Below are 23,605 nucleotides of genomic sequence, written 5' to 3' on the forward strand. Positions count from 1 at the left end.
ATACGTGAGGTGCGCGATACGCATGGTGATGGTTCGGTTGCTCAGGAGACCCACAGGTGTGAACCCGTCGAAAGGGACCCGGCTTGTGAGACTGCACAGGACACAGCGCACCGCCCTTCCCCGCCTTCTCGGCTCGCTGCTGCTCGTCACGGCGGCCGGGATCTCCACTGTCGGCGCCACAACGGAAAGACCGGCGGCGAACAGCGGCCCGGCCGCCACCGCCTCGCCCCGTCCGCTCGGCCAGATCGTGCCCGCCCCCGCCGAGGCGAAGACCGGCGGCTCCCCGTACACCATCACGGCGGACACCAGGATCCGCGTCGACGGATCCGGCGAGGCCCGACGGGTCGGCGACTACCTGGCGGGTGTGCTGCGCCCGTCCACCGGATACCCGCTGCCGGTCACCGGCGACGCCGGCAACGGCATCCGGCTGCGTCTCGACTCCCACAACGGCGCACCGGGCGCCGAGGGTTACAGCCTGAAGTCGAGCCGCGGCTCCGTCACCATCACCGCACGCGGCCCCGCGGGGCTCTTCCACGGCGTCCAGACGCTCCGCCAACTGCTCCCGGCCGACGTGGAGAAGAAGAGCCCCCAGAAGGGCCCGTGGACGGTCGCGGGCGGCACGGTCACGGACGCGCCGCGCTACGCGTACCGCAGCGCGATGCTCGACGTCTCCCGGCACTTCTTCACCGTCGCCGAGGTCAAGCGCTACATCGACCAGCTCGCCCTCTACAAGATGAACAAGCTCCATCTGCATCTCTCCGACGACCAGGGCTGGCGGATCGCCATCGACTCCTGGCCGCGGCTCGCCACATACGGCGGGCAGACGGAGGTCGGCGGCGGCCCCGGCGGCTACTACACGAAGAGCGACTACAAGGAGATCGTCCGGTACGCCTCCTCCCGCTATCTGGAGGTCGTGCCGGAGATCGACCTGCCCGGCCACACCAACGCGGCACTCGCCTCGTACGCGGAGCTGAACTGCAACGGGGTCGCGCCGCCGCTGTACACCGGCACCAGTGTCGGCTTCAGTTCGCTCTGCGTCCCGAAGGCCGTCACGTACGACTTCGTGGACGACGTGGTCCGTGAGCTCGCCGCGCTCACGCCCGGCAAGTACCTCCACATCGGCGGCGACGAGGCGCACTCCACCAGCCACGAGGACTATGTGGCGTTCATGGACAAGGCGCAGGCCGTCGTCGGCAAGTACGGCAAGACCGTGGTGGGCTGGCACCAGCTGACCGGGGGCACGCCGGTGAAGGGCGCGGTCGCCCAGTACTGGGGCTACGACCGGACGGGCGACGCCGAGCGCAAGCAGGTCGCGGACGCCGCCGCGAACGGCACGAAGCTGGTGCTGTCCCCGGCCGACCGGAGCTACCTCGACATGAAGTACGACAAGGACACCGAGCTGGGCCTGGCCTGGGCCGGCTACGTATCGGTCCAGCGCTCGTACGACTGGAACCCGGCGACCTACCTGGCCGGCGCACCGGAGGGCTCGGTCCTCGGGGTCGAGGCGCCGCTCTGGTCGGAGACCCTGACCAACAGCGACGAGATCGAGCAGATGGCGTTCCCCCGGCTGCCCGGGGTCGCGGAGCTCGGCTGGTCGCCCGCGGCCACGCACGACTGGGACGCGTACAAGGTGCGGCTGGGGGCGCAGGGGCCGAGGCTCTCGGCGCTCGGCGTCGACTACTACCGGGCGCCGCAGGTCCCCTGGGCCGCCGAGTGAGGTGACCGGGACCGTCCGGCGACCGGGTACCTTCCCGGCCGCCGGACGGTACCGGTGCCCGCGCTCTACTCGTCCCGGCCGCCGCCTCAGCTGCTCCTCGCTCATCCCGCGGCGCCAGTACCCGACGAACGTCACGCGTCCGCGGTCGAACCCGCGCTCACGCACCAGGTGCCGGCGCACCGCCCGGACCTGCGAGGACTCGCCCGCGATCCAGACGTACGGCGTCCCCCGAGGCTGCTATGTCGTGTCAAGCCGCTTGAACAAGATCCACGATGCTCCTGAGTGCGGGGCGGTCGATCCGTTCGAGGGTCTTGAAGAGTTGGCGGCAGATGACGCGCTTGAGGCATCGCTGCGCGTCGCGGGCAGTCTTTCCCTCAGTGATCCTCCGGGCGACGTACGCCTTCGTGGCGGGGTCGAGCCGCATGCGGATCAAGGTGATGGTGTGCAGGGCCCGGTTGAGCTGCCGGTCTCCGCTGCGGTTGAGCCGGTGCCTGTTCGTGAGTCCGGACGATGCGGGAATAGGTGAGACGCCGGCGAAGGAGGCGAAGGCCGCTTCGGAACGAAATCGTCCCTGGTGGGACCAACTGACCAGGATCTGAGCCGCAGTGATCGGACCGACGCCGAGCAGGTCGAGGAGTTCCGGAGCCATGTCTGCGACCAGGGCGTGGATGTCCTTCTCGAGATCCTTGGCCTCGGCCTGTAGGGCTTGGATGCGCTGGGCAGTGGATCGCAGGGCCCGCGCCGTCATCCGGTGCTCAAGGCTCTGTGCCGGACGGTCCCGAAGCTGAGCACAGTAGGCGATCTGGGCCGGACGCTTGAGTTTCCGTAGCTCGGCTCGGAGCCCATCCGGCGCGGAGACGATCAGGGCCTTGAGCTGGTTGATCGCGGCCGTGGAGGCGAGGACAGCGCCATGACGGGTGGCAAGGAGGACCCGCAGGGCCTCGCGTTCGCCGCGAAGCCGGGGTTGGATCAGATGCTCGGTGGCCAGCGCTTCCTTCGCGGCCCGGATGGCGTCGAGCATGTCCGTCTTGCGCCCGCCCCGATTGGGCAACCGCTTGGGCCGGCAGACCTCGACGACGCGCTCGCCTGCTTGGTCGAGAAAGACTGCGAGGCCGGCGCCGTAGCTGCCGATACCCTCCAGAGCCCAGCAGCGCCGCCCGGGGACGTGCTCGCGGGCGAAGTCCAGGAGACGGCGGTAGCCGCGGGCGTTGGCGGGTGAATCGGTGCTGGCCAGCACGGCGCCGATGGGACTGACGGCTGCTGCCGCAAGGGTGTCGCGGTGGGTGTCGACGCCGATGACCCCGTCGACTTCTTCTGCGAGGATGGCCACGCGGTTGTTCTCCTTACTGGGCGGACGGCTGGAGGTGGCGTCGGCCTGGGTGGAGTCACCGCGTGGCGGAACTGTGATGAGTCACGCCGCAAGGCGGACAAGCTGCTGATCAAGCCAACGGGTGGGCCAGGCCGACGCCCGCGTCCGGCAGACATCTCGGGGGAACGGCAGCCGCTGGGGCGCCAGTTATGTTTCGAGTCATGCCGGATCACAAGCGTCGAGCCTGGCAGCAACCCATCCCGGGCCGCAGAAGAACTCTCACAGTTATGTTTTTCGCGGTCCTGCAAGAGGGCCGCTGGCCTCCGGGAAGAACCGGGCCCCGAGCCTCCTGGCGCACTCCGAGCCCCAGAGCTTGGTCCGGCTGCTCTCGAACCCGGCCATGTCGCTGCCGTCCTCGGGGTCGTCGAGCAGCCGCAGCTTCTCCGACTCGTCGTAGACGAAGGTGTGCACCAGCAGCGTCATGCCCCGAACTCCGCCCGGCAGCCGTCGAGTCCCTCGACGGTGACCTTGATGCTCCGGCACTCCTCCCAGCGTGCCCGGTCCATCCGCAGCCGTTGCAGGGTGACGGGCGCTCCCCGCACGGCGGCGACCGTGAGGCCGTCCGGCAGATAGCCGAGCCGGTGCGAGACGCCCAGCGAACGCGGGTTGTCGGTCATCGCGGCCGACACCGCGGTCCGGGCCCCGAGACCGGCGAAGGCGAGATGCAGGGCGGCGGCCCGCATCTCGGTGCCGATGCCCCGGCCCTGGTGGGCGAGGCCCAGCCACGACCCGGTGCTGACCTCGCCGGTCACGGCGAAGTCCCTCGCCATCACGTCCTGCCGCCCGACCACCTTGCCCTCGCACAGCACGGCGAGGCTCAACGCCCAGTCCCGTACCGACCAGTTGGCGACGGTGGACAGCACGTGCTGGAACACCACCTTTCCGCGCTCCTCGGGCGGTACGGCGGTCCAGGGGACGGTGAACGGCATCTCGCCCGGCGCGTGCACCCCGTCGGCGGCGACCGACGCGAGGTCGTCCAGCAACTCCAGGTCCGGGAGGCGTAGTTCCAGGCGGGGCGTGCGGAGGCGGAGCCCGTACAGGGGCCAGTGCTGCGGCTTCATGGACGGACTCTGCCGCGCGGCACGGCGCCCTGTCGAACGGATTGCCCGCTCGGCCGCACCGCGGACCCCGGAGCGCCGCCGTCGCGCGGACCGGGTGTCGCGAACGGTCAGGGGCGCGGCCAGGGGCGGCCGCCCAGGCGCTCGATGTCGGTGTTGAAGCGCCTCAGGTAGGCGGCGAAGCCGGAGATGTCCTCGTCCGACCAGTTGGCCATGACCCGCTCCAGGGAGCTGACGAGGCCCTCGCGTTCCGCGTCGAGCATGCGGGCGCCCTCGTCGGTGATCCGGAACTTGCGGGCCATGCCGCCCTCGGGGTCCGGGATGCGTTCCACGAGTCCGGCGCGCATGGCCGCCGCGGTCTGCCGGTTGAGGGTGGAGGCGTCGAGCCCGAAGGCGTCGCTGAGCTCGCCGATCGACATCGGCCCCTGGATACGGACGCGGCTGAGCAGGATGTAGGCGCTGTGGTCCATCAGGCCGTCCTTGCGCCGGCCGCCCTTGTTCTGCAGGAGGCCGTGGCGGCTGAGGAGCATCTGCTCGTACTCGACCTCGTGGGTGGGCCTGGTCATGCGCCTGCCGCCTCCTGCTGTCGTCCGGGCGTCCCGGCGTGTTTCCGAATGTCGGCTTCCATTCTCCCACAGGCCCATGCAGCGTACATATAACGTGCTCGATACATGAAGTGTGTACGATGCATAATCTTCTTCCGACACACACCCGAGGAGTCCCGGATGGGTGCCCCCCAGCCATCAACTCGCCCCGGCGGCGTCGTCGCCACGCTGGCCATCGCCGGTGTCACGGCGGCGATCATGCAGACCCTGGTCACCCCGCTCATCGCGGAGCTGCCGCAGATCCTGAGCACCACCCCCTCGAACGCGGCATGGGTGATCACCGTCACCCTGTTGGTGTCCGCCGTCTGCGTGCCCGTCTCCGGACGTCTGGGCGACATGGTCGGCAAGCGCCGGATGCTTCTCGTGTGCTCCGTGCCGCTGATCGTCGGCTCGGTGGTGTGCGCGCTCTCCTCGTCCGTCGTCCCCATGATCGTCGGCCGCGGCCTGCAGGGCATGGGCATGGGCGTGCTGCCGCTCGGTATAGCCCTGCTGCGTGACGTGGTCCCGGCGGAGAAGCTCAGCTCCTCCATCGCGCTGGTCAGCGCCTCCATGGGCATCGGCGGCGCGCTCGGCCTGCCGATTGCCGCGGCCGTCGCCCAGTACACGAACTGGCGGGTGCTGTTCTGGGGTTCGGCCGGCCTGGCCACCGTGGTCGCGGTGCTGATCTGGTTCCTGATCCCCGACGTGCCTGCCGGGGCCAAGGGCCAGCGGTTCGACGTGCTCGGTGCGCTCGGTCTCGGGGCGGGCCTGGTCTGCCTGCTGCTCGCCGTCTCCAAGGGTGCCGACTGGGGCTGGGGCTCGGCGACCACGCTCGGCCTGTTCGCCGCCGCCGTCGTGGTGTTGGTCGCCTGGGGAGTGTGGGAGCTGCGTACCCGGGACCCGTTGGTCGACCTGCGCACCACCGCGCGTCCCCGGGTGCTGATGACCAACCTCGCCTCCGTCTTCGTCGGCTTCGGCATGTACGCCAGCATGCTGATCGCGCCGCAGCTCCTGCAGTTCCCCTCCGCCACCGGATACGGCCTGGGCCAGTCGATGCTCGCGGCGGGCCTGTGGCTGGCGCCCGGCGGCATCATGATGATGATCGTCTCCCCGCTAGGCGGAAAGCTCATCGACGCCCGGGGCCCGAAGTTCACCCTGGTCTGCGGCATCCTGGTCATCGCGGTCGGCTACGGCCTGGCGCTGGTGCTCATGGGCTCCGCGTGGGGCCTGATGGTGGTCGGCATGGTGACCAGCAGCGGCGTCGGCCTGGCGTACGGGGCGATGCCCGCACTGATCATGGGCTCGGTCCCGCTGTCCGAGACCGCCGCCGCCAACGGCTTCAACACGCTCATGCGCTCCCTCGGCACGTCGATCGGCGCCGCGGTGATCGGCGTGGTCCTCTCGCAGATGACCGTCACCATGGGCGGCCACACCTTCACCTCCGAGAACGGCTTCCGTACCGGACTCCTGGTCGGCTGCGGCGTCGCCCTGGTCGCGGCGGTGATCGCCGCCGTCATCCCGGCGGCGCGCCGCGTCGAGGCCGGCGCCGACGCCGCGCCCGAACAGGCCACGGTCAAGGCCTGACCTACGGTTCGCGGTTCGCGATGGGCGTGACGCCGCCCGGTATCCGTACCTGCGCAGCACGGGCGGAACACGGCCCGGGCGGCGGTATCGCCGCCCCTCCCGGTAAGGTGGCGATCTTCGGACGGCGTCAGCCTCCGGAGCCCCGAAGGCGAATGCCGATGACACACCCTGTCCCGCACTCCGCCCGCCGTCGCCTCGACGCCGCACTGGACGGCCTCGCGATCACCTTCCGCGGAATGACCGCCCACCCCGACGAGCACAACTGCGAGTGCCACTGGGGCAGCGCCGAGGAGCTCGCCCGACTCAAGGTCCCGGACGTCGAGTTGGACCACGATCTCCTGCGACGCACCTGGCAGGCTCCCGACTGGAGCGACCACCCGTCGGTGCTGCGCCGGATACTCCCTCAGTTCGCCCGGTCCCTGGTCGCGGGCCGCGCCGATCCCTTCTGCGGCCCGGAGGAGATCGGCCGCTCGTTCGACCGCGGCCACTGGCAGCAGTGGCCCGACGAACAGGCCGCAGCGGTACGGGAGTTCCTCCACGCCTGGTGGTCCCACACACTCACCGACCCGGCCCCCGCCGTCCCGGCCCATGACCTCCTCGCCCTGAACACCAAGGCGTCCGGCACGCTCCGCCCGTGGCTCGCCCACTGGGAGACGCAGACCGGCACCCCGGCCACCCGGCACCTCGCCGAGGCCGCCGCCCACTGGGAGTACGACCTCCTCAGTGACGAACTCCCCTGGGCCGCCTGGGACGACGAGGACGACGAGGGCGAGAGGCGCGCCGAACTGACGGCCTGGCTGCTGGACCACGCCCGCCCCCGCCTCATCGCCCACGGCGCACCCGACGAACTGCTCCACCGGATACGGCTCCTCGGCCTCACCGGCCCCGCCCGCTGGGAGGACCCGCACTGGCCCGGCCCCCACCGCTACTGACGTACCGGCCGCGCCCAGGAGGACTCGGACGACGGCCTGGGGCTGTGCCGGGCCGAGGCAGTGCACCGCTGTTCGGCGTGCGGGGCGAGCAGGCCCTGCAACTCCCGGGCCGCGGCCGTGAGGAGATGGCCGTCGCGGGCGGCGTGGAGGGTTTCGAGGACGAAGGCGACGTGCGTGGTAGGCGGTGTGCCATGCCTCGATCCGGGGGTCGGTCTCGTCGGCGGGCGCCGGGATCTCGCTCAGGTCAGGGCGAGGAGGCCGACGGCGACGGCGGCGGTGCCCAGGCCGACGAGCTGGCCGCGATGGATGCGTTCGGCGAGCACGCCGCGGGCGAGCAGGACCGTGCCCGCCGGGTACAGGGCGGTGACCACGGCGACGACGGTGAGGTCCCCGCTGCGGGCGGCGAGCAGGAACAGCAGGTTCGCCATGGAGTCCAGCATGCCCGCGGCCGCCGACATCGCGTACGCGGGCCGCTCGGAGCCCAGCTTGCGGTGCATCAGCCCCGCCGCGACCAGGGTGACGGCCGAGGAGACCGCCCGGCCCACGATCAGCGGGGCCACACCGCTGTCGGACGGCGCCTGGTGCAGAAAGACCAGCTGGAGGGCGATGGCGGCGCCCGCGCCGAGGGCCAGCAGCAGGGCGGTACGGGAGGGGCGCACCGTCCCGGCGCCGTGTCCGGCGCTGACCAGCACCACCGCCGCCAGCGCGAGCGGCAGACCCACCAGACCGGCGGCGCCCAGGTGCTCGCCCTGCGTCAGCCCCACCCCGACCGGCAGCGCGGCGGACACCAGCGCGGTCACCGGCGACAGCACGTTCATCGGGCCGATCGCCAGGGTCCGGTAGAGCATGGCGAACGCGGCGGCCGAGGCGACCCCCGACGCGGCACCCCAGCCGAGGGCACCGGCGCCGAACGAGGCGCCGAGGAACGGCCACAGCAGCAGCTCGACCGCGAGACTGGCCGGGGCGGCGATCATCACGGTCCGCAGTACGTGTGCCTTGCGGGCACCGAGACCGCCGAGGAAGTCGGCGCACCCGTAGGCGAGTGAGCTGCACAGAGCCAGCAGCAGAGCGAGCACGGCACATCCCTTACTATTTAGTGGAACGACCGCACCGTACAACGGACCGACCGTGTCGTGTCAACCAAACGACCGCGTGGTGCATTGAAGTGGTCCACTTGCAAGGATGGTGATCAGGTGGCCGAGACAGCCGCAGCTCTGCGGACGGTCGCGCGCAATGTCCGGGCGGCCCGCACCCGCGCGGGCCTGTCCCTGGAGGAACTCGGCCGGCGCGCCCAGGTCAGCAAGGGTGCTCTGGTGGGGCTGGAGAAGGCCCAGGGCAACCCCAACCTGGCCACGCTGGTCCGGCTGGCCGACACCCTCGGCATCTCGGTGTCCGCCCTGATGCAGGGGTCGCCCGAAGGCCGTGTCCGGGTCGTTGCCGCCGACGCCGTGGCGCCACTGTGGACCGGAGCGCGGGGCAGCGAGGCCCGGCTCGTACTGACGACCTCGGGCCCGGCCCCCGTCGAGTTCTGGCGCTGGCAGCTGCAACCGGACGAGGAGTACCCCAGCCATCCCCACCAGGCCGGAGTCGTGGAGACCGTCAGTGTCACCTCCGGCCGGATGACCCTGGTCGTCGACGGCACCGAGTACGCCCTCGAGGCCGGACAGACCGCCACGTTCGACGGCGACACCTCACACGCCTACCGCGGCGCGGGCACCGAGCCCTGTGACCTGATCATGACCGTCCACCTGCCGGCCGGCCCCGCAGCCACGGCCTGAGCCGGCCTGCGCGACGAACGGTGTTCAGCGCGGGACCCAGCGGTTCGTCGGGCCGGTCACGGCGGAGGCCATCGGGCTCGCCTTCGAGACGATGCTGCGGCTGGTCCCGAGGGAGTCGGCCGTCCTCACGGTCGAGGACCTGGCCGACGGCACGGTCATCGGCATGGTGGACTACCGCGATCTGGACCCGTTCGCCGGGCGGGTCACCGTCGGCATCACCATCGGTGAGCGGGACCGCTGGGGCCGCGGCCACGGATCCGACGCGCTGCGCCTGCTGGTGGCACCTGTTCGGGGCCTTCGGGCTGCACCGGATCGAGCTCGACACCTGGAGCGGCAACGAGCGGGCCGTCCGCGCCTTCGTCAAGGCGGGCTTCCGCGAGGAGGGCCGGCGCCGGGGTGCCGTGCTGGTGGCGGGCAGGCGGTACGACACCGTGCTGTTCGGGACGGTGCGCGAGGAGTGGCCGGGCGGGGCGGGCTGACCGTCTGTCCGCCCGCCCCACGCCGTCATCGCGTCAGGCCGGGAGGCCCAACTCGCGGGCGATCAGCATCCGCTGGACCTCGCTCGTGCCCTCGCCGATCTCCAGGATCTTGGAGTCGCGCCACATCCTGGCGACCGGGTACTCGTTCATGAAGCCGTAGCCGCCGTGGATCTGGGTCGCCTCGCGGGCGTTGTCCACCGCCACCGTCGAGGAGTACAGCTTCGCGATCGCGGCCTCCTTCTTGAAGGGTTCGCCCGCCACCATGCGCGAGGCGGCGTCGCGCCAGCCGACGCGGGCCATGTGGGCGCGCATCTCCATGTCCGCGATCTTGAACTGGATGGCCTGGTTGGCGCCGATCGGGCGGCCGAAGGCGTGGCGCTCGGCGGCGTACTTCACCGACTCGTCGACGCAGCCCTGGGCCAGGCCCGTGGACAGGGCGGAGATGGCGATCCGGCCCTCGTCCAGGATGCGCAGGAACTGGGCGTAGCCGCGGCCCTCCTCGCCCAGCAGGTTCGCCAGCGGGACGCGGACGTCGGAGAAGGACAGCTCGCGGGTGTCCGAGGCGTTCCAGCCGACCTTGGAGTACGGGGCCGCGACCGTGAAGCCGGGAGTGCCGGACGGCACGATGATCGAGGAGATGAGCGGGGCGCCGTTCTCCTTGCGGCCGGTCACCGCCGTCACCGTGACCAGCTCCGTGATGTCCGTACCGGAGTTGGTGATGAAGCACTTGGAGCCGTTGATCACCCACTCGCCGGTGGCCTCGTCGCGCACCGCCGTCGTCCGGGTGCCGCCCGCGTCCGAGCCGCCGTCCGGCTCGGTCAGGCCGAAGGCGCCGAGCGCCTCGCCCGAGCAGAGCCTCGGCAGCCACTGCCGCTTCTGCTCCTCGGTGCCGAAGCGGTAGACCGGCATCGCGCCGAGCGAGACCCCGGCCTCCAGCGTGATCGCCACGGACGAGTCGACCCGGGCCAGCTCCTCCAGGACGATCCCGAGGGCGAGATAGTCGCCGCCCATGCCGCCGTACTCCTCCGGGAACGGAAGCCCGAACAGGCCCATCCGCCCCATCTCCCGCACGATCTCGTACGGGAACTCGTGCCGTTCGTAGAAGTCGCCGATCTTCGGCGCGACGACGTCGTGCGCGAACTCCTCGACGGTGCGCCGCAGTTCCTCGTGTTCGGCGGTCAGCCGGTGGTCCAGGGACATGGCAGGGGTCACTCCTTGTGGGACGGTGTCTATCGCACCGAGAGCGCGCGGACGGTACGGGACGGGCTGGGTCGGCCCAGTTGATCGGCGAGCCACACGCTGGTGGCGGTGAGCGCGTCGAGATCGACCCCGGTTTCGACACCGAGGCCCTGGAGCATCCACACGAGGTCCTCGGTGGCGAGATTTCCGGTGGCGCTCTTCGCGTACGGGCAGCCGCCGAGGCCGCCCGCGGAGGCGTCCACGGTGGTCACCCCGTGCTGGAGCGCGGCGAGGGTGTTGGAGAGGGCCTGCCCGTACGTGTCGTGGAAGTGCACGCCGATGGTGTCGGTGGGCACGCCCTCCTCGTTCAGCTCCGAGAGCAGGGTCTGTACGTGGCCGGGCGTGGCGACGCCGATGGTGTCGCCGAGGGAGAGCTCGTCGCAGCCGAGGTCCATCAGCGCCTTGGCGACCCGGACGACCTGGTGGACGGGGACGGGCCCCTCCCACGGGTCGCCGAAGCACATCGACAGATAGCCGCGGACATGCACCCGGTCGGCCTTGGCGCGGGCGACGACCGGCTCGAACATGGCGAGCGACTCGTCGACGGTGCGGTTGAGGTTGCGGGCGGCGAACGTCTCGGTCGCCGAGCCGAACACGGCGATCCGGCGGGCACCGAGCGCCAGGGCCCGGTCCAGGCCGCGTTCGTTCGGTACGAGGACCGGCAGGGCGACGCCGTCGATGTCGGCCAGGCGGGGGAACAGGTCCTCGGCGTCGGCCAGTTGGGGAACCCACTTGGGGTGCACGAAGCTGGTCGCCTCGACGGTGGTCAGGCCCGAGGCGGCCAGCCGGTGGATGAACTCCGCCTTCACCTCGGTCGGTACGACGGTCTTCTCGTTCTGCAGCCCGTCGCGGGCACCGACCTCGTGGATGCGTACCCGGGCGGGCAGGTCCTGGGCCGGCACGGTCATGGGCAGGGTGCGGGACGTGGTCATGCTTCCTCCCCGGGCGCCACCACGGCCAGGATCTGGTCCATCGCGACCGTGGCACCGGTGCTGACGTCCAGCTCGGTCACGGTCCCGGCGTGCGGGGCGGAGATGACGTGTTCCATCTTCATCGCCTCCACCACCAGCAGGCTCTGCCCGGCCACGACCTCGTCCCCGACCGCCACCTTCACCACGGTGACCGTCCCGGGCATGGGCGCGGCGAGCGTGTCCGCCCCGGACCGGCCCGCGCCGGCCAGGGACGCCTCCACCGGGTCGTGATCCTGTACGTGCCAGCTGTCGCCGTCCCGGCCGAGCCATCTGCCGTCCGGGGAGGCGGCATGGGTGAACGCGTGGGTGACACCGGCGAGTTCGAGGGTGAGGCGGTGCCCGGAGACCTCGACCAGCCTGGCCGTCTCCCTGCCGCCGGGCAGCGGGGCCAGCGGGCCGCAGGCCCCCGTCACGGGCTCCGGCGGCTGCGCGCCCTCCCCGACATGGCCGAAGGCCAGCTCCGTACCGGCCGGGCAGGAGCGCATCGAGACCTGCACCGGGTCGTGGCCGGGCAGCCGGAAGTCGAGCACGGTGCGGGCCGGGGTGCCGCCGAGCCGCCAGCCGCTCGCCGCCGAGAACGGGTCGACCCAGCCGGAGGCGTCGGTGGCGCCGGTCCGGGCCCCGTCCGCACCGGCGGACCGCCGCAGCAGCGCCGCCGCCGCGTACACCTCCTCGGGCACCCCCTCCGGCACCAGCGTGTCCACCTCACGCTCCACCAGGCCCGTGTCCAGATCGCCCGCCACCACCGCCGGGTGGGCGAGCAGCCGGCGCAGGAAACCGGCGTTGGTCGGGACGCCGAGGATCACCGTGTCCGCGAGCGCCGCCCGCAGCCGGCGCAGTGCGGTGACGCGGTCGGGGCCGTACGCGATGACCTTCGACAGCATCGGGTCGTACAGGCTGCCGACCTCGCCGCCCTCGCCGAGCCCGGAGTCCGTCCGCACCCCGTTGCCCTGCGGCTCGTGCAGCGCGAGGACCGTGCCGCCGGAGGGCAGGAAGCCGCGTGCCGGGTCCTCGGCGCAGATCCGGGCCTCGATGGCATGGCCGGTGAGCGTGATGTCCCGCTGCTCGTACGGGAGTCGCTCGCCCGCCGCGACCCTCAGCTGCCACTCCACCAGGTCCAGGCCGGTGATCAGCTCGGTGACCGGGTGCTCGACCTGGAGGCGGGTGTTCATCTCCATGAAGAAGTACGAGGCGGGGTCGTTGCCCGGGACGATGAACTCCACCGTGCCCGCGCCCACATAACCGCAGGAGCGGGCCGCCTGGACGGCCGCCTCGCCCATCGCGGCCCGGGTCTCCTCGTCGAGCAGGACCGAGGGCGCCTCCTCGATGATCTTCTGGTGGCGGCGCTGGAGCGAGCACTCGCGCTCGCCGAGGTGGACCACGTTGCCGTGGGCGTCCGCCAGCACCTGGATCTCGATGTGCCGGGGCCGGTCGATCCACCGCTCCACCAGCAACGTGTCGTCGCCGAACGAGGCCCGTGCCTCGCGCCGGGCGGCCGCGATCTCGTCCCCGAGCAGAGCCTCGTCGCGCACCAGCCGCATGCCCTTGCCGCCGCCGCCCGCCGAGGGCTTCAGCAGCACCGGCATCCCGATCTCACGGGCCGCGTCGACCAGCCGGTCGTCGGTGAGCCCGCTCCCCGAGGAGCCGGGCACCACCGGAACCCCGGCCGCCGCGACCGTCTCCTTGGCCCGGATCTTGTCGCCCATCAGCGTGATGGCGGAGGCGTGCGGTCCGATGAAGGTCAGCCCCGCCTCGGCGCACGCCCGCGCGAAGCCCGCGTTCTCGGCGAGGAACCCGTATCCCGGGTGGACGGCCTGCGCGCCGGCGCGGCGGGCCGCGTCCAGCAGCGCGGGCACGCTGAGATAGCTCATGGCGGCGGGGGCGGGCCCGATCCGTACCGCCGTGTCGGCCTCCCGGACGTGCCGGGCGTCCGCGTCCGCGTCGCTGAAGACGGCGACCGAGCGGACGCCCAGCTCCCGCAGCGTGCGGATGACACGTACCGCGATCTCGCCGCGGTTGGCGACCAGAACCGTGTCGAACATCGTCATCTGTTCCTCACATCCGGAAGACGCCGAAGCCGGCATCGCCCAAGGGGGCGTTGGCGCAGGCGGTCAGGGCGAGTCCCAGCACCTGCCGGGTCTCCAGCGGGTCGATCACGCCGTCGTCCCAGAGCCGGGCCGTGGCGTAGTAGGCATTGCCCTGGGTCTCGTACTGCTCGCGGATCGGGGCCTTGAAGGCCTCCTCGTCCGCCGTGCTCCAGTCGTCGCCCAGCTGGTCGCGCTTGACCGTCGCGAGGACGGACGCGGCCTGCTCGCCGCCCATGACGGAGATCTTCGCGTTGGGCCACATCCACAGGAAGCGGGGGGAGTAGGCCCGGCCGCACATGGAGTAGTTGCCAGCGCCGTACGAACCGCCGACCACCACGGTCAGTTTCGGTACGCGCGTGCAGGCGACCGCCGTCACCATCTTGGCGCCGTGCTTGGCGATGCCGCCGGCCTCGTAGTCCCGGCCCACCATGAAGCCCGAGATGTTCTGCAGGAAGACCAGCGGGATGCCGCGCTGGTCGCACAGCTCGATGAAGTGGGCGCCCTTCTGGGCCGACTCGGAGAACAGGATGCCGTTGTTGGCGACGATGCCGACCGGGTGGCCGTGGATGTGGGCGAAGCCGGTGATCAGCGTTGTCCCGTACTCGGCCTTGAACTCGGCGAACCGGGAGCCGTCGACGACCCGGGCGATCACCTCCCGTACGTCGTACGGCGTCCGCGAATCGACCGGGACGGCGCCGTACAGACCCGCGGGGTCGACCTTCGGCTCGTCGACGGGGCGCACGGACCACGGCAGCGCGCCCCGGTCCGGCAGGGTGGCCACGATGTTCCGCACGATCCGCAGCGCGTGCGCGTCGTCCTCGGCGAGATGGTCGGTCACCCCCGACGTACGGGAGTGCACCTCGCCGCCGCCCAGCTCCTCGGCCGTCACGACCTCGCCGGTCGCGGCCTTCACCAGCGGGGGGCCGCCCAGGAAGATCGTGCCCTGGTTGCGGACGATCACGGCCTCGTCGCTCATCGCGGGGACGTACGCCCCGCCCGCCGTGCACGAACCCAGCACCGCCGCGATCTGCGGAATCCCGGCCCCCGACATCCGGGCCTGGTTGTAGAAGATCCGCCCGAAGTGCTCCCGGTCCGGGAAGACCTCGTCCTGCATCGGCAGGAACGCGCCGCCCGAGTCGACGAGATAGAGGCAGGGGAGACGATTCTCCAGCGCCACTTCCTGGGCGCGCAGGTGCTTCTTCACCGTCATCGGGTAGTACGTGCCGCCCTTGACGGTCGCGTCATTGGCGACGATCACGCACTCCCGGCCGCTGACCCGGCCGATCCCGGCGATCACCCCGGCCGCCGGGGCGGCGCCCCCGTACAGCCCCTCGGCCGCGAGCGGGGCCAGCTCCAGGAACGGGGACCCCGGATCGAGCAGGGTGTCCACCCGGTCCCTGGGCAGCAGCTTGCCGCGCGCCACATGCCGGGCGCGGGCCCTCTCACCCCCGCCGAGCCTGGCCGTGGCGAGCCGCTCACGCAGCTCGTCGGCGAGCGCGTGATGCGCCGCCTCGTTGGCCTTCCAGGCCTCGGAGGCGGGATCGGCCGCGCTCGCCAGCACCGGTGCCTGCTGCATCGTGTCGAGCCCCCTTGCCCGTACCGCAGTAGTTAGTGACCGTTAACGTCCGACTTCAGGTTAACGAGCGCTAACAGCCTTGTCCAGGGCGCTCGGCCGGTGCCCGCAGCGCTTTCGGCAGCCGTCCGCGGCGCTTTCGGCGGGTATCGGCCAAGTGCGACCGACCTGGGGGCGGTGGCCCGCGTGGACCGGCCGGAATAATGGCCCGCACCGCTCCCTGACCCGGAGCGGCGCCGGTCGCCGACCGGTGAAGGGCTTCGGGTGGGGGAAACGGCGGATGACACAGCAGTCGCAGACGGTGCCGGGTGTGGACGGAGGGGCGGCCGGGGGAGTGGCCGGGAGGCCGCGCATCCTCGAAGTGGACGCCCTGCGCGGGTTCGCGCTCGCCGGGATCCTGGTCGTGAATCTCATGACGACCGCCGGACCTCCCGGCGCCAGGGACGGTCTCGCGGGGGTGCACGCGGCGGACGGAGCCGTGCAATGGCTGGTCGTCCTGCTCGCGCAGTCGAAGTTCTACCTGCTCTTCTCCTTCCTCTTCGGATACAGCTTCACTCTCCAGATGGACTCGGCCGCCCGAGCCGGGGCGCGCTTCGTGCCCCGGATGTCACGGCGGCTGGCGGCGCTCCTCGTGCTCGGGTTCGCGCACGCGGTGCTGCTGTACACCGGTGACATCCTGATGATCTACGCCCTGCTCGGGCTGGTCCTGCTGGCCGTCCGGAACGCCGGGCCCGCCGCGGTCCGGCGGGCGGCGCTGTGGGTGTTCGGTGCCGCCGGCGGCCTCCTGTTGCTGCTCGGGCTCGGGGCGTCGCTGCTCGACCCCGGTGAGCTGGGTGAATCCGCCACGGTGAAGGCCGAGCTGACCGCCGCCTACCGGGGCGGATTCGCCGAGGTCGTCGGCGCCAACATCAGGGCACTGCCCGACATGCTCGCGGCCGTCCCGCTGATGGGCGGGTTCGTCGTCGCCGCCTTTCTCATGGGATTCGTGGCCGGTCGGCGGCAGTGGCTCGGCCCGGCCGTGCTCGCCGACCGGGCGCGGCTGCGCCGCATCTGCCTGACGGGTCTCGCGATCGGGGTTCCCGGGGCGGTCTTCTCCGCCGCGGGGATCGTGGGGCCGCTGTCGGAGCGCTGGGCGCTGCTGGGCCTGGCGGTCGGTATGGTCGCGGCCCCGGCGCTCTCGGCCGCGTACGCCACCGGGCTGCTGCTGTGGTTCACCACACCGCGCGGTGGAGCGACGGCCCGGGTCCTCGCGCCCGCCGGGCGGATGGCGCTGACCAACTACCTGACCCAGTCCCTCGTCATGGCCCTCGTCTTCTCCGGGTACGGCCTCGGGCTGTACGGCCGCACGGGCGCCGCGGCGGCGGTCGGCGGGGCGCTCGTGCTGTACGCCGGCCAGCTCGCGCTCAGCGGGTGGCTGATGCGCCGGTACCGGCTCGGGCCGGTGGAGTGGCTGCTGCGCGCGGTGACGCTGTGGGCGCGGCCCCGTACCAGTTAACGTTCGCTAACCGCACTGTCTAGAATCGAATCCATGACCACGAGGACGGACGCCCCCACCCGCCGCGAGCAGATCCTCAAGGAGGCCGCCCGCCTCTTTGCCGAGCGCGGCTTCCACGGCGTCGGTGTCGACGAGATAGGTGCCGCCGTCGGCATCAGTGGCCCCGGGCTCTACCGGCACTTCCCCGGCAAGGACGCGATGCTCGCCGAGCTGCTGGTCGGCATCAGCGAGCGGCTGCTGGCGGGCGGGCAGCTGCGCGTCTCGGAGGACGCGGCCTGCGAGGGCGGCTCCCCGCGGGCCCTGCTCGACGCGCTCATCGAGGGGCACATCGATTTCGCCCTCGACGACCGCCCCCTGATCACCCTCCACGACCGCGAGCTGGACCGGCTGCGGGACACCGACCGCAAGCGGGTCCGCCAGCTCCAGCGGCAGTACGTCGAGGTGTGGGTGGAGGTGGTCCGCGAGATGTACCCGGACCTGCCCGAGCACGAGGCCCGCGCCGCCGTCCACGCCGTCTTCGGGCTGCTGAACTCGACCCCGCACCTGGGCCGCCCCGGCGCGCAGCCGGACCGCGCGGACACGGCGGCGCTGCTGCACCGGCTGGCGCGTGGGGCCTTCGAGGCGGCGGCCCGCGCGTAGGGTGTGCCGGCGGGTGTGTCCGCGATTTCCGCCCGGCCTTGAATATATGAATTGATGCGAAAGGGGTGAGGTGTCTCCTCATATTCCCTTTCCTTTTCCTCGACGAGCTCCGTCGGTCGCAGTGTCGCGAGGCCCCCAGGCTTATGGTTTGAGCTGTCCCACCCACGCCTGATGGGGAATTTAAATGAAAACATGTCAGGTTTCGATCGTTGTCCCCTGTTTCAATGAGGACGAGGTCATCGAGGTGTTCCACCGTGCGTTGATCTCCGCCCTCGAACCGACTCGGCGGACCTTCGAGATCTGTTATGTCGACGACGGCAGCAGCGACCGGACCAGGCTCCGGATCGGTTCGCTCGCCACTGCGGACCAGCGGGTCCGCTATACCTCCTTCAGCCGTAATTTCGGCAAGGAGGCCGCGATGCTCGCGGGACTGCGCATGTCCCGCGGCGACGCCGTCGTCCTCATGGACGCCGACCTCCAGCACCCGCCCGAACTGCTGCCCCGCATGCTGGAGCTGCGGCAGCGCGGCTACGACCAGGTCGTCGCGCGGCGCGACCGCGCGGGAGAAGGCGCCCTGCGTACCTTTCTCAGCGCCCTCTACTACCGGGTCATGGGCCGGTGCATGGACGTCCAGGTCGTCGACGGCGAGGGCGACTTCAGGCTGCTGTCGCGCACCGCCGTGGACGCCGTGCTCGCGCTGCCCGAGACCAACCGGTTCTCCAAGGGGATCTTCTCCTGGATCGGCTTCGACACCGTCGGTTTCACCTACCGGAACATGCAGCGCGCGGCGGGAGATTCGAAGTGGGGCGGCAGACGCCTGCTCAACTACGGGATCGACGGGCTGATCTCCTTCAACAGCCATCCGCTGCGCCTGGCCATCCACATCGGCCTCGCGCTCGCGCTGGCGGCACTGGGATACGCCGTGTGGACCATCGTCGGCGTCGTGCTCCACGGTGTCGTCGTACCCGGCTACACCACCCTGCTGACCGCCGTCGTGGCGCTCGGCGGAATCCAGCTCGCCACGCTCGGCGTCATCGGCGAATACGTGGGACGGATCTACTCCGAGTCGAAACGCCGCCCGCACTACCTGGTGCGGGAGACGGACGAATCTCCGCACGTCCTCCCGGTCGATATTCCGGCAGAGGCGCGTTCGGGCCCGCCCGCCCCCGAGGGCGGGAGACCGTCGGCGCGACGCACCGGGGCGACCGCGCTCGGGGCGTCGAGGAGGCGCACCGTACGCCAGTTCATCGAATTCGGGTTGATCGGAATCATCAATACGGCGGTATATCTGGCGGTATACGCCTCGTTGAATGTCTGGATTCCCTATCTGGCCGCACACGTCATCGGATACGCGGTCAGCGTCGTGGGATCATTCCTGCTCAACTCCTGCATCACCTGCCGCACGAAGCCGACCTGGCAGGCCTTCGTCCGGTATCCCCTGTCGAGCGTCGTCAATCTCGTACTCACCGGAATTCTGCTCTACCTCGGCGTGAGCAGGCTGGGCATGGACAAGAACATCGCCGCCGTGGCCGCGGGGATCCTCGCCACCCCCTTCTCGTTCCTGCTCGCCCGCTGGGCCATCGACTCCGGTGCCGCCCTCGCCCGACAGGGCGGCGGCCCGGCCGGGAGCAGTACCGGACACACCACACCGTGAACCCACCACCCGAACTTCTTGGCGCGCAAGACGCGAGCAGCGTACGAAGGGCACCAGTGCACATGACCACGGACACGTCGAAATCCGCAGGCACACAGGCGGAGAGCGAGGAATCCCCCCGGCCGGAACCCCGTTCGGGCCCCGCGCGGCGATGGGCGGCGATCGGGACGTCGGGCCTTGCCCTGCTGCCGCTCGCCCTGCTCGGCGCGGCCTTCTGGATCGGCCGACTGGTCCGCCCGGGAGGGGACGACTGGTGCTTCCTCCCGGTCGTACGGGACGGGGGCGCCTCCGGGATGATCGGGAAGTTCTTCCTCCATGACAACGGACGCATCGCCAACGCGCTGCTCGTCATCGGGTACGGATCCTTCGGCGTCCCGGGCCATCAATGGTTCGCCCTGGTCAGCGGGGTGCTCATGCTGGGCATCCTCTGGGCGCTGATCGCCTCCGCGCTCAAGAGGGCCGGGCTGACCGCGCCACGCGGGCTGGCGCTGCTGGTGGGCGCGACGACGGCGGCGCTCTTCTTCTTCGCGACGCCCAACCCGTACAAGGCGTTCTACTGGCCCGCCTCCTCCGTCTCGCACACCGTCGCACCGGTGCTGGCCTGCGCCGCCGTGATCCCGCTGCTGCGCGCACGGACACGGCGGGGACGCGACTTCGCGCTGGGCGTCGGGTACCTGGCGGGGATCTTCATCGGCACCCTGTCGGAGGAGACGGCGATCGTCGCGTTCGTCGTGCTCGCCGCCGTCCTGCTGCTGAGCCGGTGGGCCCTTCCCGGGGCCGGCCGGACCCGTACGCGCGTCTGGTGCGTGGTCGCCTTCGCCGGGGTCGCCGTCGGGACGGTCATCCTGTACCTGTCGCCCGGCGCACGCACCCGGCGTGGACGGTTCGGCGCCGACAGCGCCTCCATGTTCGGCCCGGAGGCGCTGACCACGGCGATGCGGGCGTTCGGACACGTCCTGGGGACGATCTTCACGACCTGGCAGTACCTGGGAGCGGTCGCCGTCGGCGTGCTGCTGGGCCTGCTGGTGCGCGGGGGCGAGCGGGGAACGGACGCGCCGGAAGGGTCCCTGCGCCGCAGGCCCTTCCTCCTGGTTCTCGTCGGATTCCTCGCCTTCCTGGTCTCCGGCTACCTCTGCGTCGTCGTCGCCTACCCCGCCTTCGGGGCGAGCGTGGCGACCGCGTCGCGCATCTGGGGCGACTTCCTCCTGTTGTACGTGCTGCTCCTGGTCGGCGTCGGTGCCCTGTCGGGACGGGCGTTGCGGGCCCGCAGGTGGGGGATCCGCGCGGCGACGGCGACGGCCGCCGGAGTCGTGTGCGCCGCGACCTGCGTCGGCCTCGCCGTCCCGCTGCTCCGGCTGGAACGGCAGATGGAGGTGCGCGCCCAGCGGTGGGACCGGCAGGACCGCTCGCTGAGGAACGGGGCGGCGCGCGGCGCCAAGGTGCTCCCGTACACGCCGGTGTCGGTCAGCGGGATGCTGGAGCCGTTCGGCAACCACGGCCGGCGGGCGTGGCCGGCGCAGTGCGTCGCCCAGTACTACCACCTGAAGAAGATCACGCACTCGACCCGGCTGCCCTGACCGGCGGGCCGGGCCGATCGGTCAGTCGTGCAAGACACCCGGCACACTGTGCACACCTGACGGCACAATGGGTTCATGCCGATACCCAGCCGCGCCGCCCTCGTCGAACACCTCGTCCGCACGCGCATAGCCGGAGACGTCGCCACACCGCGCGACAACAACCTCTCCCACTACCGCAAGCTCGCCAACGGCGACCGTCACTACTGGCTGGGTCTGGAGCTCGGCGACCGGTGGCGCGACGAGCAGGACGTGCTGGCGGTGATGGCCGAGCGCTGCGGGGTCAGCGACGACCCGGAGCACCGGTTCGGGCAGGACACCATCGACCCGGAGCTGACGGTCGACGCCCTGGAGCGGATGGCGGCGCGGCTGCGGAAGGCGGCGGCGGGATCGGAGCGGGTGCTGTTCGCGACCGGGCACCCGGGCGGGCTCCTCGATGTGCACCGGCAGACCGCGGACGCGCTGCGGGCCGCCGGATGCGAGATCGTACGGATCCCCTCGGGGCTGATCGCCGACGAGGGCATGGTGTTCCAGTTCGCGGACGTCGCGGTGCAGGAGCGCGGCGCGACTCTCTGGCACACCCACTCGCCCGCCCCGATGGCCGCCATCCTGGACGGTCTGGAGCGCGAGGGCCGACCGCTGCCGGACCTGGTCGTCGCCGACCACGGCTGGGCGGGGTGCGCGGCGCAGCGCGGGCTGGACGCGGTGGGGTACGCGGACTGCAACGACCCGGCGCTCTTCCTCGGTGAGGCGGAGGGGACGCTCCAGGTGGCCGTCCCGCTGGACGACCATGTGCTGGACCCGCGGTTCTACGACCCGATGACGGAGTACCTGCTGGACGCGGCGGGGCTGATCCAGGACTGATCCAGAGCGGATCCAGGACTGAATCCAGGACGGATCCGAGGCCGATCCCGGCCGCACGGCCCGGTCAGACCGATCCGGTACCGGTACCGGGCCCGCGCAGCCGTTGCCTCAGGCCCGGGGTCGGGTCCAGATACACCCGGCGGATCGACGGATAGCGCTCCCGCAGCTGCTCCTCCGCCTCCTCGCACGCCCACTCGATCTGCTCGGCGGTCGAGGCGTCCCGGAAGTCGATCTTCGCGGCGATCAGGATCTCGGCCGGCCCCTGGATGAGCGTGGTGAGTTCCAGTACCTCGATGATGTGCGGGACGGAGAGCAGTTCCTCACGGATGCCGGCGCGCATCTGCTGCGGCACCGGACGGCCGATCAGCAGCTGGGCGTTGGACCGGCCCAGTACCCAGGCGACGTACACCAGCAGCAGACCGATCAGGATCGACGCGATGCCGTCCCAGACCCCGGAACCGGTCAGCTGGCCGCCGAGCAGTCCGCCCGCGGCGAGCAGCAGACCCGCCAGCGCCGCCGAGTCCTCCATCACCACGGCCTTGACCGCGGTGTCGGGGGTGTGGCGGAAGTAGTGCCCGACCGGCGCCCGCAGCCGCGCGGCCTCGCCGCGGACCTGCCGGAGCCCGGTCCGCAGCGAGTAGCCCTCCAGCAGGAAGGCCACCGCGAGCACGAGGTACGAGACGAGCGGATTGCCGAGCTCCTCGCCCGCCGCGAGGGTGTGGATGCCGTCGTAGACGGAGAAGACCGCGCCGCCGACGAACGTGGCCACGGAGGCGAGCATCGCCCAGATGTACCGTTCGGGGCCGTAGCCCAGCGGGTGTTCCTCGTCCGCGGGCTTCTCGCTGCGTCTCAGCGCGGTGAGCAGCAGCAGCTCGGTGACCGTGTCGGCGACCGAGTGCGCCGCCTCGGAGAGCATCGCGCTCGATCCGCTGATCAGCCCGGCGACGGCCTTCGCCACCGCGATGCCGAGATTGGCGGCGGCCGCGACGATGACCGTGAACGTGGACTCCCCACCACCGGTCTTCGCGTCGCTCATGGGCTCGTCCATGGTCTCGTCGCTCATGGTGGGGAGTATGTCCGAACCGGCGCCCCGCGGCCCGTCGGCGCAGGGCGCGTCAGTCCCGGGGGACGCGAACCACGCCCTCCTGGATGACGGTGATCGCCAGCCGGCCGTCCTGCGTGTAGATCCGGGCCTGACCCAGCCCGCGCCCGCCGGACGCGGACGGCGACTCCTGGTCGTACAGCAGCCATTCGTCGGCCCGGAACGGCCGGTGGAACCACATCGCGTGGTCCAGGCTCGCGCCGACCACGTCGCCGACCGCCCAGCCCCCGCGCCCGTGGGCGAGGAGCACCGAGTCGAGCAGTGTCATGTCGGAGACGTACGTCGCCATGCAGACATGGAGCAGCGGATCGTCCGCGAGCTTGCCGTTGGTGCGGAACCACACCTGGGAGCGGGGCTCGCGCGGTTCGCCGACGCTGCCGAAGGGCGGGGCGTCCACGTAGCGCAGGTCGACCGCGGCCCGCGCCTCGATCAGCCGGTCCACGACCCCCGGCTCGCTGAAGCGGTCCGCGTACCGGGGCAGCAGCTGCGCCGCCGTGGGCAGCGTCTCCGGGTCCGGGGCGGGCGGCATGGCCGCCTGGTGCTCCAGGCCCTCCTCGTACGTCTGGAACGAGGCCGAGAGATGGAAGATCGGCTGGCCGTGCTGGACGGCGACGACCCGGCGGGTGGTGAAGGAGCGGCCGTCGCGGATGCGGTCGACGCTGTAGACGATCGGCGCGCCCGGGTCGCCCATCCGCAGGAAGTAGGAATGCAGGGAGTGGGCGGTCCGGTCGGCGGGGACGGTGCGGCCCGCGGCGACCAGGGCCTGGGCCGCGACCTGGCCGCCGAAGACACGGGGCACGACCGCCGAACGGCTCGTACCCCGGAAGATGTCCCGCTCGATCTGCTCCAGGTCGAGCAGATCGAGCAGGGAGTCGAGTGCTGCGCTCATGGAACGAACGTAGCCGC

At 71.4% G+C, this 23,605-nt stretch carries 21 protein-coding genes and 2 pseudogenes; 11 read left to right on the top strand and 12 right to left on the bottom strand.

The genetic code is table 11. The features are described 5' to 3' along the window. Positions 1-85 precede the first annotated feature (85 nt). Entirely contained in the window at positions 86-1,717 is a 1,632-nt protein-coding gene (locus OG611_RS13225; protein WP_266418887.1) for a beta-N-acetylhexosaminidase, read from the top strand. Between the two features lie 117 nt (positions 1,718-1,834). Here the strand turns inward: OG611_RS13225 and OG611_RS40890 are convergent. The 5 genes and pseudogenes from OG611_RS40890 to OG611_RS13245 form a co-directional block, all read right to left on the bottom strand. After that, a pseudogene (locus tag OG611_RS40890) lies at positions 1,835-1,939 on the bottom strand (SIP domain-containing protein); the annotation flags it as partial. A gap of 25 nt (positions 1,940-1,964) precedes the next feature. Beyond that, complete coding sequence (locus OG611_RS13230; RefSeq protein WP_266414248.1) at positions 1,965-3,047, bottom strand: IS110 family transposase; 1,083 nt, start codon at positions 3,045-3,047, stop codon at positions 1,965-1,967. 264 nt (positions 3,048-3,311) lie between these two features. Beyond that, positions 3,312-3,509 carry a hypothetical protein gene (locus tag OG611_RS13235; RefSeq protein ID WP_266418889.1) on the bottom strand — a complete coding sequence of 66 codons (198 nt, stop codon included), beginning with the start codon at positions 3,507-3,509 and terminating at the stop codon, positions 3,312-3,314. After that, positions 3,506-4,147 carry a GNAT family N-acetyltransferase gene (locus OG611_RS13240; protein ID WP_266418890.1) on the bottom strand — a complete coding sequence of 214 codons (642 nt, stop codon included), beginning with the start codon at positions 4,145-4,147 and terminating at the stop codon, positions 3,506-3,508. Before OG611_RS13240 ends, OG611_RS13235 begins: the two co-directional genes overlap by 4 nt. A gap of 107 nt (positions 4,148-4,254) precedes the next feature. Beyond that, entirely contained in the window at positions 4,255-4,710 is a 456-nt protein-coding gene (locus OG611_RS13245; protein ID WP_266418892.1) for a MarR family winged helix-turn-helix transcriptional regulator, read from the bottom strand. A gap of 159 nt (positions 4,711-4,869) precedes the next feature. Here OG611_RS13245 and OG611_RS13250 point away from each other — a divergent pair, with 159 nt between their 5' ends. Both OG611_RS13250 and OG611_RS13255 read left to right on the top strand, forming a co-directional pair. Continuing rightward, complete coding sequence (locus OG611_RS13250) at positions 4,870-6,312, top strand: MFS transporter (RefSeq protein WP_266418894.1); 1,443 nt, start codon at positions 4,870-4,872, stop codon at positions 6,310-6,312. A gap of 152 nt (positions 6,313-6,464) precedes the next feature. Beyond that, on the top strand, positions 6,465-7,244 hold the full coding sequence (locus OG611_RS13255; protein WP_266418896.1) for a hypothetical protein: 780 nt from the start codon (positions 6,465-6,467) through the stop codon (positions 7,242-7,244). A gap of 239 nt (positions 7,245-7,483) precedes the next feature. Here OG611_RS13255 and OG611_RS13260 read toward each other — a convergent pair whose 3' ends face one another. Further along, positions 7,484-8,320: an EamA family transporter gene (locus tag OG611_RS13260; protein ID WP_266418898.1), complete on the bottom strand. Its 837-nt coding sequence runs from the start codon at positions 8,318-8,320 to the stop codon at positions 7,484-7,486. Positions 8,321-8,437: 117 nt separating this feature from the next. Here OG611_RS13260 and OG611_RS13265 point away from each other — a divergent pair, with 117 nt between their 5' ends. The 3 genes and pseudogenes from OG611_RS13265 to OG611_RS13275 all read left to right on the top strand — a co-directional run bounded on the left by OG611_RS13265 (position 8,438) and on the right by OG611_RS13275 (position 9,501). Further along, on the top strand, positions 8,438-9,022 hold the full coding sequence (locus OG611_RS13265) for a helix-turn-helix domain-containing protein (RefSeq protein ID WP_266418900.1): 585 nt from the start codon (positions 8,438-8,440) through the stop codon (positions 9,020-9,022). Between the two features lie 91 nt (positions 9,023-9,113). Then, a pseudogene (locus OG611_RS40640) lies at positions 9,114-9,245 on the top strand (GNAT family N-acetyltransferase); the annotation flags it as partial. Position 9,246: 1 nt separating this feature from the next. After that, on the top strand, positions 9,247-9,501 hold the full coding sequence (locus tag OG611_RS13275; RefSeq protein WP_266426315.1) for a GNAT family N-acetyltransferase: 255 nt from the start codon (positions 9,247-9,249) through the stop codon (positions 9,499-9,501). 33 nt (positions 9,502-9,534) lie between these two features. Here the strand turns inward: OG611_RS13275 and OG611_RS13280 are convergent, their stop codons facing one another. Genes OG611_RS13280 through OG611_RS13295 form a run of 4 tightly spaced genes read right to left on the bottom strand, consistent with a single transcriptional unit; the run spans position 9,535 to position 15,374 of the window. Continuing rightward, complete coding sequence (locus tag OG611_RS13280) at positions 9,535-10,701, bottom strand: acyl-CoA dehydrogenase family protein (protein WP_266418902.1); 1,167 nt, start codon at positions 10,699-10,701, stop codon at positions 9,535-9,537. 29 nt (positions 10,702-10,730) lie between these two features. Continuing rightward, a complete protein-coding gene (locus OG611_RS13285; protein ID WP_266418904.1) occupies positions 10,731-11,672 on the bottom strand; it encodes a hydroxymethylglutaryl-CoA lyase in 942 nt (313 codons plus the stop codon). Further along, on the bottom strand, positions 11,669-13,753 hold the full coding sequence (locus OG611_RS13290; RefSeq protein WP_266425824.1) for an acetyl-CoA carboxylase biotin carboxylase subunit: 2,085 nt from the start codon (positions 13,751-13,753) through the stop codon (positions 11,669-11,671). The genes OG611_RS13285 and OG611_RS13290 overlap by 4 nt, the downstream gene beginning before the upstream one ends. Before the next feature lie 13 nt (positions 13,754-13,766). Further along, positions 13,767-15,374, bottom strand: a complete 1,608-nt coding sequence (locus tag OG611_RS13295; RefSeq protein WP_266418906.1) for a carboxyl transferase domain-containing protein — start codon at positions 15,372-15,374, stop codon at positions 13,767-13,769. Between the two features lie 277 nt (positions 15,375-15,651). On the opposite strand from OG611_RS13295, the gene OG611_RS13300 reads away from it, so the two are divergent. The 5 genes from OG611_RS13300 to OG611_RS13320 all read left to right on the top strand — a co-directional run bounded on the left by OG611_RS13300 (position 15,652) and on the right by OG611_RS13320 (position 21,597). Next, positions 15,652-16,866: a DUF418 domain-containing protein gene (locus OG611_RS13300; RefSeq protein ID WP_266418908.1), complete on the top strand. Its 1,215-nt coding sequence runs from the start codon at positions 15,652-15,654 to the stop codon at positions 16,864-16,866. Between the two features lie 33 nt (positions 16,867-16,899). Beyond that, on the top strand, positions 16,900-17,505 hold the full coding sequence (locus OG611_RS13305) for a TetR/AcrR family transcriptional regulator (RefSeq protein ID WP_266418910.1): 606 nt from the start codon (positions 16,900-16,902) through the stop codon (positions 17,503-17,505). 184 nt (positions 17,506-17,689) lie between these two features. Beyond that, the gene (locus tag OG611_RS13310; RefSeq protein WP_266418912.1) at positions 17,690-19,159 is read left to right on the top strand and encodes a glycosyltransferase; all 1,470 of its coding nucleotides are present in this window, start codon (positions 17,690-17,692) and stop codon (positions 19,157-19,159) included. A 62-nt stretch (positions 19,160-19,221) separates the two neighbouring features. Next, positions 19,222-20,736 carry a DUF6056 family protein gene (locus OG611_RS13315; RefSeq protein WP_266418914.1) on the top strand — a complete coding sequence of 505 codons (1,515 nt, stop codon included), beginning with the start codon at positions 19,222-19,224 and terminating at the stop codon, positions 20,734-20,736. 75 nt (positions 20,737-20,811) lie between these two features. After that, a complete protein-coding gene (locus tag OG611_RS13320; RefSeq protein WP_266418916.1) occupies positions 20,812-21,597 on the top strand; it encodes a phosphatase in 786 nt (261 codons plus the stop codon). Between the two features lie 64 nt (positions 21,598-21,661). Here OG611_RS13320 and OG611_RS13325 read toward each other — a convergent pair whose 3' ends face one another. Beyond that, complete coding sequence (locus OG611_RS13325; protein ID WP_266425826.1) at positions 21,662-22,633, bottom strand: cation diffusion facilitator family transporter; 972 nt, start codon at positions 22,631-22,633, stop codon at positions 21,662-21,664. Between the two features lie 79 nt (positions 22,634-22,712). Continuing rightward, positions 22,713-23,588: an acyl-CoA thioesterase II gene (locus OG611_RS13330; RefSeq protein ID WP_266418918.1), complete on the bottom strand. Its 876-nt coding sequence runs from the start codon at positions 23,586-23,588 to the stop codon at positions 22,713-22,715. Between the last annotated feature and the right edge of the window lie 17 nt (positions 23,589-23,605).

This window comes from Streptomyces sp. NBC_01363, assembly GCF_026340595.1.
In the GTDB taxonomy this organism is placed as follows: domain Bacteria; phylum Actinomycetota; class Actinomycetes; order Streptomycetales; family Streptomycetaceae; genus Streptomyces.

What these genes read in the sequence shown, in the direction of transcription:
- OG611_RS13235 (WP_266418889.1), bottom strand. Translation starts at nt 3,509, where the DNA reads ATGACGCTGCTGGTGCACACCTTCGTCTACGACGAGTCGGAGAAGCTG.
- OG611_RS13240 (WP_266418890.1), bottom strand. Translation starts at nt 4,147, where the DNA reads ATGAAGCCGCAGCACTGGCCCCTGTACGGGCTCCGCCTCCGCACGCCC.
- OG611_RS13245 (WP_266418892.1), bottom strand. Translation starts at nt 4,710, where the DNA reads ATGACCAGGCCCACCCACGAGGTCGAGTACGAGCAGATGCTCCTCAGC.
- OG611_RS13250 (WP_266418894.1), top strand. Translation starts at nt 4,870, where the DNA reads ATGGGTGCCCCCCAGCCATCAACTCGCCCCGGCGGCGTCGTCGCCACG.
- OG611_RS13255 (WP_266418896.1), top strand. Translation starts at nt 6,465, where the DNA reads ATGCCGATGACACACCCTGTCCCGCACTCCGCCCGCCGTCGCCTCGAC.
- OG611_RS13280 (WP_266418902.1), bottom strand. Translation starts at nt 10,701, where the DNA reads ATGTCCCTGGACCACCGGCTGACCGCCGAACACGAGGAACTGCGGCGC.
- OG611_RS13285 (WP_266418904.1), bottom strand. Translation starts at nt 11,672, where the DNA reads ATGACCACGTCCCGCACCCTGCCCATGACCGTGCCGGCCCAGGACCTG.
- OG611_RS13290 (WP_266425824.1), bottom strand. Translation starts at nt 13,753, where the DNA reads ATGTTCGACACGGTTCTGGTCGCCAACCGCGGCGAGATCGCGGTACGT.
- OG611_RS13295 (WP_266418906.1), bottom strand. Translation starts at nt 15,374, where the DNA reads ATGCAGCAGGCACCGGTGCTGGCGAGCGCGGCCGATCCCGCCTCCGAG.
- OG611_RS13300 (WP_266418908.1), top strand. Translation starts at nt 15,652, where the DNA reads ATGACACAGCAGTCGCAGACGGTGCCGGGTGTGGACGGAGGGGCGGCC.
- OG611_RS13305 (WP_266418910.1), top strand. Translation starts at nt 16,900, where the DNA reads ATGACCACGAGGACGGACGCCCCCACCCGCCGCGAGCAGATCCTCAAG.
- OG611_RS13310 (WP_266418912.1), top strand. Translation starts at nt 17,690, where the DNA reads ATGAAAACATGTCAGGTTTCGATCGTTGTCCCCTGTTTCAATGAGGAC.
- OG611_RS13315 (WP_266418914.1), top strand. Translation starts at nt 19,222, where the DNA reads ATGACCACGGACACGTCGAAATCCGCAGGCACACAGGCGGAGAGCGAG.
- OG611_RS13320 (WP_266418916.1), top strand. Translation starts at nt 20,812, where the DNA reads ATGCCGATACCCAGCCGCGCCGCCCTCGTCGAACACCTCGTCCGCACG.
- OG611_RS13325 (WP_266425826.1), bottom strand. Translation starts at nt 22,633, where the DNA reads ATGAGCGACGCGAAGACCGGTGGTGGGGAGTCCACGTTCACGGTCATC.
- OG611_RS13330 (WP_266418918.1), bottom strand. Translation starts at nt 23,588, where the DNA reads ATGAGCGCAGCACTCGACTCCCTGCTCGATCTGCTCGACCTGGAGCAG.